The 17223-nt window shown below is 38.2% G+C and carries 12 protein-coding genes; 8 read left to right on the plus strand and 4 right to left on the minus strand.

Annotated features, from left to right (window positions below; all coding sequences use genetic code 11):
• From J1905_RS20015 to J1905_RS20045, 7 genes are all read left to right on the plus strand, one after another.
• A partial coding sequence (locus J1905_RS20015) for an Ig-like domain-containing protein (RefSeq protein WP_214228999.1) occupies nucleotides 1–1792 on the plus strand: 1792 nt, incomplete at its 5' end.
• Between the two features lie 33 nt (nucleotides 1793–1825).
• The gene (locus tag J1905_RS20020) at nucleotides 1826–2821 is read left to right on the plus strand and encodes a PorP/SprF family type IX secretion system membrane protein (RefSeq protein ID WP_214229000.1); all 996 of its coding nucleotides are present in this window, start codon (nucleotides 1826–1828) and stop codon (nucleotides 2819–2821) included.
• A gap of 68 nt (nucleotides 2822–2889) precedes the next feature.
• Complete coding sequence (locus tag J1905_RS20025) at nucleotides 2890–4884, plus strand: OmpA family protein (protein WP_214229001.1); 1995 nt, start codon at nucleotides 2890–2892, stop codon at nucleotides 4882–4884.
• Between the two features lie 201 nt (nucleotides 4885–5085).
• Nucleotides 5086–5871: a carbon-nitrogen hydrolase family protein gene (locus tag J1905_RS20030; protein ID WP_214229002.1), complete on the plus strand. Its 786-nt coding sequence runs from the start codon at nucleotides 5086–5088 to the stop codon at nucleotides 5869–5871.
• Nucleotides 5872–5927: 56 nt separating this feature from the next.
• Complete coding sequence (locus J1905_RS20035; RefSeq protein WP_250318153.1) at nucleotides 5928–7085, plus strand: aminotransferase class V-fold PLP-dependent enzyme; 1158 nt, start codon at nucleotides 5928–5930, stop codon at nucleotides 7083–7085.
• Nucleotides 7086–7405: 320 nt separating this feature from the next.
• Nucleotides 7406–7912 (plus strand): GAF domain-containing protein, encoded by a 507-nt coding sequence (locus tag J1905_RS20040; RefSeq protein WP_214229004.1) that lies wholly within the window; start codon nucleotides 7406–7408, stop codon nucleotides 7910–7912.
• 89 nt (nucleotides 7913–8001) lie between these two features.
• Nucleotides 8002–8370, plus strand: coding sequence for a hypothetical protein (locus J1905_RS20045; RefSeq protein WP_214229005.1), 369 nt, complete (start codon nucleotides 8002–8004; stop codon nucleotides 8368–8370).
• Here the strand turns inward: J1905_RS20045 and J1905_RS20050 are convergent.
• Nucleotides 8359–11592 (minus strand): LamG-like jellyroll fold domain-containing protein, encoded by a 3234-nt coding sequence (locus tag J1905_RS20050; RefSeq protein WP_214229006.1) that lies wholly within the window; start codon nucleotides 11590–11592, stop codon nucleotides 8359–8361. The genes J1905_RS20045 and J1905_RS20050 overlap by 12 nt on opposite strands.
• A gap of 129 nt (nucleotides 11593–11721) precedes the next feature.
• Between J1905_RS20050 and J1905_RS20055 the strand changes: the two genes are divergently transcribed.
• A complete protein-coding gene (locus J1905_RS20055; protein ID WP_214229007.1) occupies nucleotides 11722–11916 on the plus strand; it encodes an Fjoh_0651 family PID-CTERM protein in 195 nt (64 codons plus the stop codon).
• Here J1905_RS20055 and J1905_RS20060 read toward each other — a convergent pair.
• The 3 genes from J1905_RS20060 to J1905_RS20070 are packed head-to-tail and all read right to left on the minus strand — an operon-like array spanning nucleotide 11906 to nucleotide 17215.
• On the minus strand, nucleotides 11906–12760 hold the full coding sequence (locus J1905_RS20060; protein ID WP_214229008.1) for an N-acetylglucosamine kinase: 855 nt from the start codon (nucleotides 12758–12760) through the stop codon (nucleotides 11906–11908). The genes J1905_RS20055 and J1905_RS20060 overlap by 11 nt on opposite strands.
• 18 nt (nucleotides 12761–12778) lie before the next feature.
• Entirely contained in the window at nucleotides 12779–14089 is a 1311-nt protein-coding gene (locus tag J1905_RS20065) for a TolC family protein (protein WP_214229009.1), read from the minus strand.
• A gap of 21 nt (nucleotides 14090–14110) precedes the next feature.
• Entirely contained in the window at nucleotides 14111–17215 is a 3105-nt protein-coding gene (locus J1905_RS20070) for an efflux RND transporter permease subunit (protein WP_214229010.1), read from the minus strand.
• Between the last annotated feature and the right edge of the window lie 8 nt (nucleotides 17216–17223).

Here is a 17223-nt window from a genome sequence, read left to right on the forward strand (position 1 = left end):
CACTACGGTTACTAATCCAATATTCACTTGGTACAGTGATGCAGCTTTAACTAATGCAGTATTTACAGGATCGGTATTTAATACCCCTCTGCTTACCGTAACAACTAATTACTATGTAACAGTAAGAGGTGATAACAAATGTGATAATCTTGCCGCAAGTGCAAAAGTTGTAACAGTGGTGGTTAATCCTCCGGCAAGTGCAGCAGACATTACTGTAGCAGGAGCAGGAACACCTATCTGTGCAGGTACTTCAGCAGCATTAACAGCTAGTACTACAACAGTAACTAATCCAGTATTTACTTGGTACAGTGATGCAGCATTAACTAATGCTGTGTTTACAGGACCAGCCTTTACAACCCCTGTACTAACTGTAACAACTAATTACTATGTAACAGTAAGAGGAGATAACAGATGTGAGAATCTTGCCGCAAGTGCAAAAGTGGTTACCATAACAGTTAATCCATTACCAAATACACCAGAAGTAGCTAGCGCTGGAACAAACATATGCAGTGGCGAATCGACTGTATTAAGTGTAAGTAATGCTGAGGCAGGAATTCTGTATCAATGGTATAGTGACGCTACCGGAGGTACATTGCTATTTACCGGTGAGCAATTCACAACCCCAACTTTAACTACTAATACAGATTACTACGTATTGGCAGTAAGTGCAGCAGGCTGTGGAAATGCAACTGGTAGAGTTAAGGTAACGGTAACTGTTTCACCTAAACCATTAACACCGGTAGTAGTGTCAGCAGTGGTAGATGCTTGTATAGGAAGTTCAGCTACATTAAGCGTATCAAATCCTCAAACTAACGGAGTAACTTACAAATGGTATACAACTGCAATTGGAGGAACAGCTGTTGGAACAGGAACAACCTTTACTACTCCTGCAGTAACTGCAACGGTAACTTATTATGTAGAAGCTTCAACAGCATCTTGTGTAAGCACTGGTCGTACAGCAGTTAAAGTAAATGCCTCACCAATTCCTACAGCACCAACTGCAATAGATGGCGTTAATGGTCCATTGTGTTCAGGTACAACTGCCACACTTTCTGTAACTAATCCAGATGCAGCACTTACTTATAGCTGGTATACAGTTGCAACCGGAGGTACTTCAATCGCTCAGGGAGTTACATTTACTACTCCAGCATTAACAACTACCACAACATATTATGTGGAAAGTAGTAATGCTACCGGATGTACAAGTACAACCCGTACATCAGTTGTAGTAACAGTACTATCTAAACTTGATGCACCAGTTGTTACAGTTAAAGAAAACAAAGCAACAGAAATAACATTCCAGTGGAATCCAATCCCAGGAGCAACTGCTTACGAAGTATCATTAGATAACGGAGTAACATGGGTGTCACCTACAACCGGGCCTGCAGGAACTACACATCTGGTTGCTGGTTTGAAACCGGATCAAAGTGTAACTATAAGAGTTAGAGCAAAAGGTCAACTTGATTGTCAACTAAGTGATGCGACCAGCTTAACCGCTAAGAGCGATAATCCTTTAGGTAACACAATCTTTGTTCCTAACACATTTACACCAAATAACGATGGTAAGAATGATGTACTGTACGTGTACGGAAATACAATTGCAAAAATGAAGTTGCGTGTATATAATCAATGGGGACAATTCATTTACGAGTCATTAAACATTCAAAACGGATGGGATGGAACGTATAAAGGTGATATACAACCGAACGGTGTTTATGTGTATTTCCTGGAAGCGGAATTCAATGACGGGACTAAAACCACTAAAAAAGGCACTATAACCCTATTAAGATAACATTTACCAAAAAACTCGAAAAACAAATTTGTTATGAAGAAACTAATAAAAATAATAGCAGTAGGAGCGTTTTTAAGTTTGGGAGCTGTAAGGGTGGTAGCACAGATTGATCCTCACTTCTCTCAATATTACGCCCACCCGCTTTGGCTGAACCCAGCACTGACCGGGGTTACGGACGGTGAATACAGGGTCTCTTTGAATGCCAAACAGCAGTGGGGAACTATTTCAAATTCATTTTTAACCGGGGGAGCGTCATTTGACATGGCCCCGGTTAAAAACTTAGCATTTGGTGCGATGGTTTTGAATCAGAATGCAGGTGATATTAGTTATAATCACCTTAGTGCATTGGTTTCAGGAGCTTACCGTATCCACTTTGGAAAGGCCGGGTTGAATATGGTGAACTTTGGTTTGCAGGCTGGCATTCTTAATAAAAGCTTTGATCCATCAAAGATTACTTTAGGAGGGCAATTTAATCCAATAACCGGATACGATCCTAACTTTGGAATAAATGAATCATTTGCATCGTCTAATACATTAGTGCCGGATGTTAATGCCGGGATTATGTATTTTGATGGTAATCCAGGACAAAGAGTTAATGTCTTTGGAGGGGCAATGGTAGGGCATATTACCAGACCTGTTGATAAATTTTTAGGCAATAGCGTGCGCATGCCAATTAGATATGCAGCTCATGGTGGTGCGAGGATTAAGATGTCAGAAGTTCTTGATATTACACCAAATGGATTATACATGAAACAAGGTAATGCACGTGAAATAGCAATTGGTGCCTATGCGCAGTTTATGCTTAATCAGGAATCAGATTTGCTTTTTGGATCGAATTATCGAGTTGACGATTCTGCAATAGCTTTTTTCGGATTACACTTAAAAAATATGGTCTTTGGTGTGAGTTATGATTTTAACACATCAAGTTTAAGTAGAGCTACACGTAATCAGGGAGGTTTAGAACTATCCATTTCATTTACCAGTAGAAAGGGAATTACAGGCCCCAACTTCTTTTGTCCAAGATTATAAATTAACGCGATACGAGCCTAACATGATTCAAAATGTTTTGGCTCTGAACATAAATAAATCATTTACAGATGAAACTGCTTAAAACATTACTGATCCTGTGCTTATTCACAACTGCTGCAAATGCGCAATTTGTAACCAATAGTAAGAGAGTAGCGGATGTCTATTTTCAAAATAAAGAGTATTACGCAGCTGCGGAATATTATAAAAGATCTCTGCAACTGGCATCAGCAGATAGCGCTGGCTTTGTAGTACCCTACGGTTTTGCAAATAAGATAAAACAAGAAAATCCCAAAAAGGAGGATTACGAGTACAGCGTATTTCAATTAGCTGAGTCATTAAGACTCTATAAAAACTTTACCGACGCAGAGAAGTGGTATGCTTTGGCTAAAGAATTTAAGAATCCGAAATATGTACTTGCCACATTTTGGTATGCTGAGGCTTTAAGAGCTAATCAGAAATTTGATGAGGCAATTAATGCTTTCAATGAATTCACAACTAAATATAAAGTTAATGATGCGTACACTACAAAAGCAAAGTCTGAAATCGCATCATGTCAGTTCGCATTATTCGAGTTACGCTATCCAAGATTATTTAAGTTAACCAAAGTTAAAAATGATATTAACCAAAAAGGATCTAATTATACACCAGTTATAAAAGACAGTAAATTCTATTTTACATCATCAAGACCAGTAGGTGATGCTGGAAAGAAAGAAGTATTAACAGACCAAACTAACGCTAAGGTGTCAAAAAAGGAGAGTCCTTATTTGAATGCTGTTTATGAAACTCCAGGAAGTCCTTTAACCGGTAATGTTACAATTAAAAAAGTAGCATTAAATAGTTTAGAAAAAGAATCGGCTGCACCAGCTTTTCATCCTAATGGAAAGGCAATTTACATTACTAGCTGGACCGCTCAGGGAGATAAAAAGATCTATCAGTTAACTTCATCTGATAAAGGTTGGGGCGACCCTGTTGAACTAGGGGCTCAGGTAAACGTAAAAGGCTTTAATGCTATGCAACCATTCGTTACTAAAGATGGCAAGTATTTAATCTTTTCTTCTAACAGACCAGGCGGACAAGGTAAGTATGATTTATGGTACTGTCCTTTAAGGACTGATGGGTCATTGGGCCAAGCAATAAATTTTGGTAGTAAAATAAACTCTACTGAAGATGATCAGGCTCCATATTATAATACCCAAACTAATAAATTACTTTTTAGTAGTAACGGAAGAATAGGAATGGGTGGTTTTGACTTTTATGAAAGTGAAGGTGATTTCACCAATTGGACAGAACCTCGTAACGTGGGCTATCCATTCAATTCATCAAAAGATGATATGTACTATACACCTGCTGATAATTCAGATACTGATGGTTATATTAGTTCAGATCGTGAATCTCTTTGCTGCCTTGAGGTTTTTAATGTAAAACGTGAGTATCTTACAGTGAAAGGGATTGTATACGACTGCGATACAAAACTGCCTTTACAAGATGCAATTATTACACTTGTTGATTCAGCACAAACACTTAAAACAACTACAAATCAAGCAGGAGAATATACTTTTAAAGTGAACTCTAACCGTAAGCTAAAGCTTACAGCTGAAAAGGATAAATATTTCACTAAGATCTTGAATTTTGGATATGATGATCTGGCTAAAAAAGATACTTTGTTTAGCCCGGACATTTGCCTAACACCATACGAAATTGATAAGCCTATAGTACTTAAAGATGTTTTGTATGAATTTGATAAAGCAACTTTAACTGAAGATTCAAAAGGTAAACTAGATCATCTATTCTCAATAATGGAGGATAATCCTAAGATTGAAATCGAACTAAGTGCCCATACCGATAGTAAAGGTTCTGATGCCTACAATATGGATTTGTCAATTAGAAGAGCAAAATCTTGTGTTGATTATTTGGTCTCAAAAGGGATACCTATTTCAAGGATGACAAGTAGAGGTTATGGAGAAACAAGACCAGTTGCTCCTAACGAACTTCCTAATGGTAAAGATAACCCTGAAGGTCGCGCTCTTAACAGAAGAACTGAGTTTAAGGTAACAAAGAAATAAACTACAAGTAATACTCTCTTAAATAAATAGGCCTTCAGAATATTATATTCTGAAGGCCTATTTATTTATAGCCATTTTTTTTACTAATCCTTAGATCTTCATGTTTTTAAGTTGCCACTTTGTGTAACTATTTATATAATTTAGTTACCAGCAATTGGAACCGAAGATTCTAACTTTATTGATCATTTTTAAAACATTATTATGAGAATTGCACTGGCATCGCCGCCAATTCCTGATTCTCTGAAGTCAGGCTTAATTTCCCTTGAAAAAATGGTAAAAGATGCTAGTGAAAAGAACGTCGATATCATTTGTTTCCCAGAATCATATTTGCCGGGCTATCCTGGAATGAGCTATTCCACTAAAGATCGCACATCCGAATCATTGGAAGCTGCTTTAAAGCATGTTAGGGGAGTGGCTCAGCTTTATTCTATTGCTATTATCGTCCCAATGGATTGGTATAGTTCGGTAGGTTTGCAAAATGTAGCTTTTGTCATATCTAAAGAGGGTGAGGTACTTGGAATGCAAACAAAAAATCAGTTAGACCCAACTGAAGATGAAATTTGGATTGCAGGAACGGATAGGCAGTTATTTGAAGTAGAAGGAGTGAAATTTGGGATTACAATATGTCATGAAGGCTTTAGGTACCCTGAGTCGGTGCGATGGGCGGCACAAAATGGTGCTAAAATTGTATTTCATCCGCAATTTACAGCTAACACGGAGAGTGGTAAACAACTCACGGAATGGGGACATAAGGATAATCCATATTATGAAAAGGCCATGATGATGCGTGCAATGGAAAATACGATATATTTTGCCAGCGTCAATTATGCATCAAATTATTCTGAATCTGCCAGCTCAATTATCTACCCAAATGGCAATTGCATGGCTCATCAAAATTATGGGGAAGCCGGAATAATAGTTGCTGATATTGATCCGGAACAAGCAACGGGATTATTAGCTAAAAGATTTAAGAATCATCTGTATTAGTTAAATAAATAAAACAAATGGACGCTAGAATAATAAACAACGAAGAGTTAGAATATATGAGAAGTCTAACGAAGGGTACATCCCAGCTGATTCATTTCAATAATGCAGGAGCTTCACTACCTCCAGATTTTGTTGTAGAAACTATTGTAGACTACTTGAAAGAGGAAGCCCTGAATGGAGGTTATGAAACCGAGGCTAATTATATTGACCAAATCAATGGTGTCTATGACAACATCGCTAAGTTGATCAACGCAAATAGAGAAGAGATCGCCATATTCGAAAATGCCAGTGCAGCTTGGGGAACAGCATTTAAGGGACTAACCTTTAATAACGGAGATGAAATCATTACCAGCGAAATGGAATATGTCACAAATCTTATTGGTTTGGTTGATGTGCAAAAGCAAGAGGGTATAAAAGTAAAGGTCATTTCTAATGATGATTTAGGGAATTTTTCTATCCCTGAATTGGAAAAAGCTATTACTCCTAACACGAAACTAATAGCTGTAACTCACGTCTCATCCTCCGGAGGGAGTATTCTACCTGTCGAAGAAATAGGCAAGATTGCAAAAATGAATAAGATATTGTATATGGTCGATGCTTGTCAGAGTGTGGGGCAAATGCCTTTGGATGTAAAAAAAATACAGTGTGATATACTATCAGCTACTGGGCGGAAATATCTAAGAGCTCCAAGAGGAACGGGCTTCTTATTTGTAAAAAAAGATACCCAAGATAAATTAAAGCCGATATTGTTAGACTTCTTTGCTGCCTCCAATGTTTCTTTATTAGGCTACACACTAAGACAAGATGCCCGTCGGTTTGAACTGTATGAAAAAAGTCGTGCCCTTACGCTTGGGCTTGGAAGAGCAGTGGATTATGCAATAAATATTGGGTTAGATCGTATATGGTATCGAATTGGGCATCTGGCAGAATTGATGAGAAAAGAGTTAGCTCAAATCCCAGGGATAGTTATTCGCGACTCTGGTGAAAACCTTAGTGGTATTGTTACTTTCTCTGTAAAGGATATAGAGAGTGTGGATGTCAAGACAAAGTTGGCTGAGCGTAATATCAATGTCTCAGTTGGTGGAGCACAAGCAACCCCAATTTATATGGATAAGAACGGGTTTTCTACTGTTGTTCGCGCCTCAGTTCACTACTACAACACTGAAGAAGAAATAAGCAAATTATGCCAAGAGCTTAAATCTATCATGAATTGAAATGCAAATATTGTGGAATAGATTCCGATTTGAGCAAAGTTTACCCCTTGATTTAGTGAGAATGTAGTTTTTGTAATACACAATTCCAATGTGATTTATCTCTTAAATGAGCAAGCGCATCCATTGATATGCCGTTTAATTAGCAATAAACTGAGGATTCTCTCACTGTTTTTTAGAAACAGAAATACGTTTTCATAAATGTAAAGAAATCGGGTATGGTAATTGTTTTACGATCACTATAGTTGAGCGCGATGCAATCTCTTGGTTGTATGTGTTATGGGAATAATAGTCAGTTGTAAACTGTTTTAGGAATTGTAAGTATGATTGGAATCAATGTAATTTCGTCAAATGAATGCCATTGTTTAGAAAATTTAGAACAATATAAAATTTTACATACCAGGTCTGAACCAATATTTGATAGGTTAGCCGCTACAGCGGCGAAGATGTTAAATGTTCCTTTGGCCATGGTCAATTTTGTGGATAACCAAAAAGTATGGGGGCTGGCTGGGCAAGAAAGAAATACTAATTATGATACAGTAGTAAATATCTCTTCAATTGCATTACAGAAAGAATGCATTGCTAAATTTGAAAGAATAACTGAAAACCCGGGGTTAATTCTAAACCCCATGGTACTTGGAGAACTTGGATTACAGTTCTTTGCTTCAGCTGCAATTACAACAAATGAAGGCCTTAGTGTAGGGACAGTTTGTATTATTGATGATAAATCGAGATGCTTTAGTTCTATTGATCAAAAAAAATTGGATTGGATTGCCTCAATGATTACTGCAGAGATGAATAAACGAATTGCAGTTCATGCAGTTGCTTAAGCTTCATTGTCCCAAGAAAAAAAATAAAAACCTCTGAAAGGTTTGGTTGATTTCATGTAGAATATATAGATTTCCAAAATTGTATTTACATGATTGAGGAAAACCGTTGTTTAAATTGTAAAAGCATCATTAAAGGACGATCTGATAAAAAATTTTGTCATGATCAATGCAGGAGCAAACATAATTACAATCAAAAAAAGCTAGGTAATTTTGATATTATCAGGGAAGTTAATAGTTCACTAAAGAAGAATTGGAGCATACTAAAGGCTCTTAATGTCAATGGCGAAACTAAGGTTTCTAAACGAACCATGATAGTTCAGGGATTTAATTTTGATTATTGTACCAGTGCATACGGTACTGAAGGAAAAGAAACTTATTTCTACTGTTATGAAATGGGGTATCAGGTTCTTAATGATGTCGAAATATTACTTGTAGAAAACGGAGATTTATCTTATTAGAACCTTAAATGTCCTAATAAGTTTATTTCCAATCTTATCAAAGAGGCTAACTAAATAGATTCCTTTTGCAAATTGCTCTACATTTATCTCGATGATGTCTCTGCTAATTACCAAATGTTTTATAGAAATCACTTTGCCATAAGTATTGCTAATAGTTAATTTCGAATGGAATGCCTTATCCAAAGTGCTCTTCAAATAAAACTTGTTGCTGATTGGGTTGGGATATAAAGTTATTCCGCTGCCCAAAGTAACATCATCTAAATCGCTTATAGCAGTTGGCTCTAGTGTAAGTGTAAAACGAGTACCCCAGCTTTCTACAACTTTTTCATCCATAGAAAAGCAATAGGAACTTTCTGAGGCAGATATCTTTCTTGACAGATTCAGGTATTTATCATTAAGTGTAATAGATGTTTCAGGTGCAAAAGTTTCTAAACCTTGCAGATTTAAACAATAAGAACCCGATGCCCATCCTTTTGTGTATAATTGAATTTCCTTTTTATCTGTTAGGCTTTCTCTTTCGTCAAAGGAGAGTTTAGTCCCATCAACTAAGCTGGCTATACTTACATAACCTTCTCCAATTTTAATAGCATCCTTATCATTTAGAGCGTCTAAACCATCTCCTGCAAATGAAACAGTATATTGCTGTTCAAAAACACCCCGCTTAAGCTGTATAGTGAGCTGAGAGCTTTTATTGTTGATTGTCTGGATTGTGGTGGGAACAATTGCTTCAAGAGATTTAAGCGCGCCTGAACTGCCTTTAGTTGTCAATAACCTTAGGGCTGGTATATAGTTTCCAGTATATTTAGAAGTTTCTTCAATTTTTAATAACCCTGAAGTATTCCCGCCAAGAACCTTAACAAAAAAACCTGCTCCTGAGGGTATAACAGTAGATGCTGAGTTGCTAACAACATAGGCATTGTTTAACGGATCAAAGAGCCATACAAATGGACTTAAATTTTCCTTATGTAAGTTCCCCCATTGCAGTGGGGCGGGGTAGGGATTTCCTATCAGATTAAATCCTTCTCCTTCAGTATTCATGTTTTTGTTAAATGCTTCAACCGTTAAATCTCCAGTAAAAATCAATCCGGTATGTGTTATAGTATATCCTGAAGGATTGGAAAAGGGAGCAGCTTGAATTTGATTTGCATAGGCATTCGGCGCTTCCCGATAACCTCGGGAAAATACATAAATTCCTTTTCCAAGCGGGATATTAATGCCGGTGTTGGGAATGGCAACATATTTCTGTGAAAGAGTACCCGGTAAAGATTGATCGTGAGTGTAAACTGTACCACCATTCTGCGGGGATGAATCGAAACCATTTGCTGATCCCCCTTTTCCGGTAATATAAATGCTGCTTTTGAAAGCATTAAGTCCATAGTATCTAATTCCCCCATTAACCAAAGTGTAAACTGGAGATGACAATAACCTCCAACCCCTTGCGGTCGCCGGACTAGGGTAGGCCCCCGAAATGTAAGTTTGTACATTTACATTACCAATAATGCCCGCCTCATTTAAATTCAAAACAGGGAGTACAGTAGCTGTTGCATTTGAGTTAGATACTAAAGTTAAACGACCATTGGCATTTAGTATTCCTCTGTTCAATTCCACAAAAGCAGTAACCAGCACAGGGGTTTCAAATATCAATGTATTAGTATTTATCAGCTGTTTGTTTTCTAAACGATGCACCTTAGTTGTGCCATTTCCAGAGAACTTTTGAATGGGACTACCTCCAGAAAATGCCAGTGTTCCCTGGGTTTGGTTCGATGAAATACTACCATTATTAACTACGTCAGAACCAAATTCAATCCTTCCATTATTACCTAAATTAATTGACGCCCCTAAGGCTACTTTAGTGATACAGCTAATGTTTACAGTGCCATTAACAGTTAGGCTTGCACCCTCTTCAAGAATTAGTGAACCTAGTGTCAGATTTAAGTTAGCAGGAATGATAGTCGTTTTTCCAGCAGTGATAATTACATGGGCATTATTTTCAGGTACAGCGTTATTCCCCCAATTTGAACCCAGATTCCATGTGGTACTTTCAGAACTTATAAATTTTGAAAAGCCCGAAGAAGAATATTCCTCCGGTCCAACTGTGTAAAATGTTGATGGACTGCTCTGGTTTAAATATTCTGTATGTAGCCAATCAGCTGATCTTCCGGTTTTTTGGATTCTTAGTTCATCAATAAAGCCATTAAAATACTGATTGCCTGCCTTAGATGAACCAACATTAACTGCACCGCCGGCCCCTAATCTGGACGTGCTAACAGTTCTGCCCCCAGTGACAGCTTTATTTACAAATATGCTATATGATGACCCGGAAGTTATTACCGCTACGTAGTACCATGTATTAGGGTTTAATGCGCCTTGTGGTGTTATAATGTAAGGTTGTTTAGCGTTATTGGAGAATGCAGCTGTCATTTGCCCTGAACTATTTATGGAGAAGCGGTATCCATTCGTAAAGGCACCTGTAACGCTTTCATTTGTTAGTATTACTTGCTCCGAGCCTATAGTATTGAATTTAATCCATGCCGAGATTGTTATGTCAGGATTAGCAGTTTCTATACCAGAACTAAGAAATTCAGATATACCGTTTAATGTTAGTCCTCCATTTAATTTCGCGGGTAAATAATTGGCTGAGGTCATCCCGGAACTTCCAATCAAACTATGTTCAGGAAGATTAGATTGTACATTCCTACTTTCTGTGGGCGCCAAATCCTGATCCATATGCCAGACCCTTGAATAATCGGCAGACCAGGTACTTAAATTTTTTACACTGTAGGGCTCATGAAGTAGTACCGAACCATAGTACAAATAAATAGAAGTAGGCACAGAAGCAGTTCCCTGTGCTGATAAAGAAGGAATCCTAACCCAACATGTTATTTTACCACTTACCGCGTCATATCGCTCTAATTGAAAGGAAAGAGGTACACTCGGCGCTGTAGATAGCGCAAATGAAATGTCCCTTCCCTCAATATTTTGCACCTTGTTTCCGCAATACCCACTAATATGTTTTAAGTCGTCGCCTTCAAGTTCTATTAGAACCGGAAAATCTATAAGGTCAATGTACGGAGAAAACCCTCCAGCAGAAACCTTGCTCTTATCTATTGTTATCTTTTTTCTATAATTATATCCATTCATCCAGCTCTGTGCAGAAGCCGCCATAAATACAAATAGAGATAAAATGCAAGTAAATACTAGTCTCAGTAAAACGCTTCTCATGTAAGCCTTTGTAATTTTTTACAAAGATGATATGCTTAAAAGCCAATAGTCGGTGATTAACCGGATATATCCGATTAATCGGTAAAAATGTTTGTCAGCAACAAATAATCTATATAGAATTGACCCTATATGAGAAAACATGCATTGAAGAAACAGACATTAATAATCCTGCTAATTCTTTTAAATAGCACTGCTATGGCTCAGGGAGATGATCCCGGCCTTCCGGGAAATGACCCTGATGTACCGCTTGATGGAGGTATTAGTTTACTGCTTGCAGCAGGAGCTGTCTATGGTATCAAAAAGATACGACAGCTTAAACCATAATGCCTTCTTTTCTTAAGATATAGTTGTAAATACCCTCAATAGGTTTTTGATAAATCTTACCAACTTTTACCTGATTTTCAAGACAAACCTCTCTTAAAATATCCTGGTAATAAAAGGCAATAGAACCTACAAAATGAGTGTCAAGACTTTTATAATTAGGGTAATCCTTAATATTAGAATCAACAAACTCCTGGAAACCCTCACGTAAAATATTGATGATAAAAGGATGATCCTGATGAGTAGCCATAAAACGACTTATCGAAGCCAAATAGATATTTGGTGCAGGTTTTTGATAAACATTAGTGATTACAGATTCCTTGTCAACCTGATAAGTTTCAGCAAATTCAGCAGCAAGATCTGCAGGCATTTTATGATACAGATAGTTTGTAATCAGCTTACGACCAAAATAGGTGCCTGAGCCTTCATCACCAAGAGCATAGCCTAAACCATGCGCTCCATTATGAACCTCTTTACCGTCGTAATAAGAAATATTAGATCCTGTACCCAAAATACAAGTCAAACCTTTTTTATCACCACAAGTTGCATAGGCAGAACCAATCAAATCATGCTCAACAGAAACGTAAGCCTTAGTAAAGAAAGAAGAAATTCCATTAGAAATCACTTCTATTTTATCAGGCGACGAACATCCTGCGCCAAAGAAATAAATCTCTTTAACCTTGTCAGCATAGGCAGCAATCTCCTTCTTCTTCGAAAATAACTTAAATATATCATGCGCATTAAGGAAATAAGGGTTTATTCCTTGCGTACTAAAGTTGATTTTTTCATCGGGGCTGTACCCCATCCAATCGGTTTTAGACGAACCGCTGTCTGCCACTAGAATCATGCGATAAAAATACTAATCTTATTGGATATTTAAAGTACCACTAATCTCTTTTAAGCTGATTTCTGTAAGTTTTGCCTGATATTGAGCATCCAGAAACCTTGTTATCGCATTTATTGAATTTCTCTGTGCTTCTCTAAGCTCCAAAGGTGCAATACTACCAAGCCTATACTTAGCCAAAGTGATGTCCAGATTTTGCCTGGCGATGTCAACATTTTTAGTCTCCACCTTTAACAAATCTAAGCTGGTTTTATAATTTTCAAAGGCAGTTAACAATTGAGCACCAATAGTTTGCTTAGTTTTCTCAAGCTCCAACTCAGAAGAGTTAATCTGAACCTTGGCATTTCTCTCATTCTGGCGCTGCAAGAAACCATTAAATATATTCATGCTAGCCGTTAAGCCATAGGAGAGGCCCTGACCCCTAAATTTCTGGTTAAATCCTGTTGGATTAGCACTTCTCGAAAACGCATAGCCCCCATTAACCCCAATTACCGGATACCGTTGTCCCTTAACCTCCTTTAAACTAAGCTCAGCCACCTTTTTATTGATAAAAGCATTCTGCAAATCAGGATTAAGCTGCATAGTTTGCTCCTGTAATAATGTATAGCTTAGCTTATAATCAATGTCCATATTCTCCTCAGCCGTAAATTTGGTATCAACAGATCTCGCCATCACCTGATTCAAAGTAATCATAGCAGTTTGCAACAAGTTCTTTTGCTGTAAATAAGCAGAAGTATCTGTGTTGTAATCAACCTGAGCAGCTAGAACATCAAGCTTAGAGCCCTTACCAAGCTTCAGTTTATTGTCCGCAATAGTTACCCTAAACCTAGAAATATCCAATGCACTATCATTAGCAACCACCAATTGTTGCTGCTTTACTACCGAATAATAAGAATTAATTACGTCAGCAATTGTAGTTAATATGGCAGCTTTAGCATTTACCTCACCTTGTTTTTGCAGTTCCTTTAACTTGTCGTAAGTAGCGAACATCTTAAAACCGTCAAAAACTGTCCAATCCAAAGCAACACCATAGTTCATACTTGTGTTCCTTACCCCATCCGCAACTCTTTCCGCCCCTGTCGAAGTAGTTTGCACCGTGTTTTGTCTACTCCCATCAGTTGCAAAACTCCCGGTAACACCCGGCAGAAACCCTGCATTACCAATATTGGTGTTGTTTTTAGCAATCTGCAAATCATTGTTAACCAGTTTTATATCGTAATTATTTTGCAGTGCGATGGTAATTGCCTGTTGAAGCGTAAGTTTCTCCTGAGCCGATGCATTTTGTACAAAGGCTGCAAGAAGTATGATCAGAATTAAATTAAGCTTTTTCATTTTTCTCTTTGTAAATGGGCCTTATGTATTTTCGGTTTTCAGCGCAGCAATTAACGATTCCTTCAATTCCGAGTTTTCCTTATGCTCTTTAGACCAGAACGAATAAATAGCAGGGATAACAAACAATGTCAAAATCAGCGCGAATATAGTACCACCAACAATCACAATACCCATACCCATTCTGCTTTTTGCCGCCGCACCTAAAGCCATGGCAATAGGAAGTGCACCAATCGCTATCGCCAAACTGGTCATCAAAATAGGCCTTAACCTCGATACAGATGCTTCTCTAATCGCATCATGCACACTTTTGCCCTTTTCCTTAAGCTGATTGGCAAATTCAACAATCAAAATGCCATTCTTAGTAACCAAGCCAATAAGCATAATCGTACCAATCTGACTAAATATATTCCAGCTTTGGCCAAACAACCAGAGGGATAAAAATGCCCCTGCAACAGCCATCGGAACAGTTAATATAATAATGATAGGATCTTTAAAACTCTCAAACTGGGCCGCAAGAATCAGGTAAACCAATAACAATGCAAGGCCAAAGGCGAAAGAAGTATTAGAAGCACTCTCTTTAAAATCTCGAGATTCACCACCTAAATCAGTAGAAAACGTTTCGTCTAATACCTTGGCCGAAATCCTGTCCATAGCATCCAAACCATCGCCTATACTTTTACCCGGTGCCAAACCTGCCGAAACCGTTGCTGCCGTAAAACGATTATTACGGTACAACTGCGGCGGACTACTTTCTTCTTTAGTAGAAACCAGATTGTCAATCTGAATCAACTCACCCTTATCATTTCTAACATAAACCGAACTCAGGTCAAGCGGGTCTTTTCTGTCGCCCAACTCAAACTGACCAATAACCTGATACTGTTTCCCGTTCATAAAGAAGTAAGAAAAACGCTGACCACTTAAACCTAACTGCAAAGCAGAACCAATATCTGCAACAGAAACGCCAAGATTTTTAGCCTTAGCCCTATCAATAGTTAAATCAATTTCAGGTTTATTAAACTTCAAATTCACATCCGAAGTAGTAAAAGTAGGGTCCTTGGCTACCTCATCCATAAACTGAGGCACCTTTTCTCTAAGCTTCTCAAAATTCTGCGCCTGTATAATATAGTTGATAGGCAAGCCACCTCTACGGCCAACCGAAATGGTCGGCTGTTGCGTTACAACCACTTTTCCTTCAGTATATTTCTTCGTAATCTTAGTTAAAGTAGCCGCAATATCAGCCTGCGAACGGGAACGCTCTCCAGGATCAGTTAAGCCCATCCTCACAAAAGCACTATTTGTAGATGCTGCACCACCAAAACCCGGTGAAGTAACCGTAATGGCAACTTTTTTCTCAGGCACAGAATCCTGAATCATTTGAGCAACTTTACCAACAAAAGCATCCGTATAAGTAAATGAAGATCCCTCAGGTAAAGTCAGGTTCATATTAATCGCGCTCCTGTCGTCATAAGGTGCGGTTTCTTTAGGTAATATATTCCAGAACAAAACAATAAGCCCTAAACAGACTAAAATAATAGGAAGCGCAAGCCATCTTCTATCCAAAAACTTGTTCAGTTTCTCTTCGTACCAATCATTCATAGCTACAAAGTAAGGCTCCGTCATGTCGTAGAACTTAGATTTCTTGTGCCCGCTTTTTTTCATCAGGTAAGCATTTAGCATCGGTGTTAAAGTAAGCGATACAAATGCCGATATGAGCACTGCTGCCCCAATTACCACCCCAAACTCCCTAAACAGCCGGCCCACAAAGCCCTGCAAAAATATAACCGGTAAAAACACTGCGGCCAACGTAACCGAAATGGAAATAACCGCAAAGAAAATCTCGTTAGAACCCTTAATGGCGGCCTCAAAAGGAGAGTAGCCTTCCTCCACCTTTTTAAAGATGTTTTCCGTAACCACAATACCATCATCCACCACCAAACCCGTTGCCAGTACAATTGCCAACAGCGACAATACATTAATAGAAAACCCAAAAATGTACATGATAAAAAACGTAAACACCAACGATACCGGAATATCAATCAGTGGCCTTATGGCAATAGCCCAATCCCTAAAAAACAAGTAGATAATCAGAATAACCAACACCAACGACAAGATAATCGTTTCGGCAACCTCAGTTACAGAACTCTGGATAAACCTGGTGTTATCCAACGAGATATTTAATTTTATATCCTGTGGAATATCCTTTTGCAACTGTTCAAACCTTTTGTAAAACTCCTTAGAAATATCAAGATAATTAGCTCCCGGCTGCGGAACCAATCCAACGGCAACCATCGGCTTTCCAGATTCCCTTAAAATAGTCTCCTCATTTTCAGAACCCAAAACAGCATAGCCAACATCTTTTAATTGCACTACATTGTCCGAATCATTTTTCAGGATCAGGTTATTAAACTCATCCTCATTTGTGAGCTTACCCAAAGTTTTTATGATCAACTCTGTACTCGCGCCCGTTATTTTACCCGATGGCAACTCAACGTTTTCCTTATCTAAAGCAGTAACAATATCTTGTGAAGTTAATCCGTAAGCAGCCAGTTTATTAGGATCTATACGAATACGCATGGCATATTTTCTTTGCCCTTGTATCTGTATGCTACTCACCCCGGTTATGGTCTGCAACCTATCGGCAATTACGTTTTCTGCGTAATCACTAAGCTGCATCACATTGCGCTTATCACTTTGGATGGTCATGGTAATCACCGCATCAGAGTTGGCATCAGCCTTACTTACAACTGGATTACCATCAATATCTTTAGGTAAACTCCTTGCCGCCTGCGACACCTTATCGCGCACATCATTAGCCGCGTCATCTATGTTTTTATCGAGATTAAACTCGATGGTGATGTTACTGCTTCCCTGATTACTCGACGAAGAAATATTCCTGATCCCATCAATCCCGTTAATAGATTTCTCCAACGGTTCAGTGATCTGCGATTCAATAATATCAGAGTTAGCTCCCGGATAAGAAGTTCTTACAGAAACAACCGTAGGATCAATATTTGGAAACTCCCTTACCCCCAAAAAGTTATAGCCGATAACCCCAAACAACAGGATCATGAGGTTCATTACAATGGCCAAAACTGGCCTCTTTATACTCGTGGTCGAAATACTCATCCTGCGCG

Origin of the sequence: Pedobacter sp. B4-66 (assembly GCF_018492665.1) — a bacterium.
In the GTDB taxonomy this organism is placed as follows: domain Bacteria; phylum Bacteroidota; class Bacteroidia; order Sphingobacteriales; family Sphingobacteriaceae; genus Pedobacter.

What these genes read in the sequence shown, in the direction of transcription:
- J1905_RS20055 (WP_214229007.1), top strand. Translation starts at nt 11,722, where the DNA reads ATGAGAAAACATGCATTGAAGAAACAGACATTAATAATCCTGCTAATT.
- J1905_RS20065 (WP_214229009.1), bottom strand. Translation starts at nt 14,089, where the DNA reads ATGAAAAAGCTTAATTTAATTCTGATCATACTTCTTGCAGCCTTTGTA.
- J1905_RS20045 (WP_214229005.1), top strand. Translation starts at nt 8,002, where the DNA reads ATGATTGAGGAAAACCGTTGTTTAAATTGTAAAAGCATCATTAAAGGA.
- J1905_RS20030 (WP_214229002.1), top strand. Translation starts at nt 5,086, where the DNA reads ATGAGAATTGCACTGGCATCGCCGCCAATTCCTGATTCTCTGAAGTCA.
- J1905_RS20020 (WP_214229000.1), top strand. Translation starts at nt 1,826, where the DNA reads ATGAAGAAACTAATAAAAATAATAGCAGTAGGAGCGTTTTTAAGTTTG.
- J1905_RS20040 (WP_214229004.1), top strand. Translation starts at nt 7,406, where the DNA reads ATGATTGGAATCAATGTAATTTCGTCAAATGAATGCCATTGTTTAGAA.
- J1905_RS20060 (WP_214229008.1), bottom strand. Translation starts at nt 12,760, where the DNA reads ATGATTCTAGTGGCAGACAGCGGTTCGTCTAAAACCGATTGGATGGGG.
- J1905_RS20025 (WP_214229001.1), top strand. Translation starts at nt 2,890, where the DNA reads ATGAAACTGCTTAAAACATTACTGATCCTGTGCTTATTCACAACTGCT.
- J1905_RS20035 (WP_250318153.1), top strand. Translation starts at nt 5,928, where the DNA reads ATGAGAAGTCTAACGAAGGGTACATCCCAGCTGATTCATTTCAATAAT.
- J1905_RS20050 (WP_214229006.1), bottom strand. Translation starts at nt 11,592, where the DNA reads ATGAGAAGCGTTTTACTGAGACTAGTATTTACTTGCATTTTATCTCTA.
- J1905_RS20070 (WP_214229010.1), bottom strand. Translation starts at nt 17,215, where the DNA reads ATGAGTATTTCGACCACGAGTATAAAGAGGCCAGTTTTGGCCATTGTA.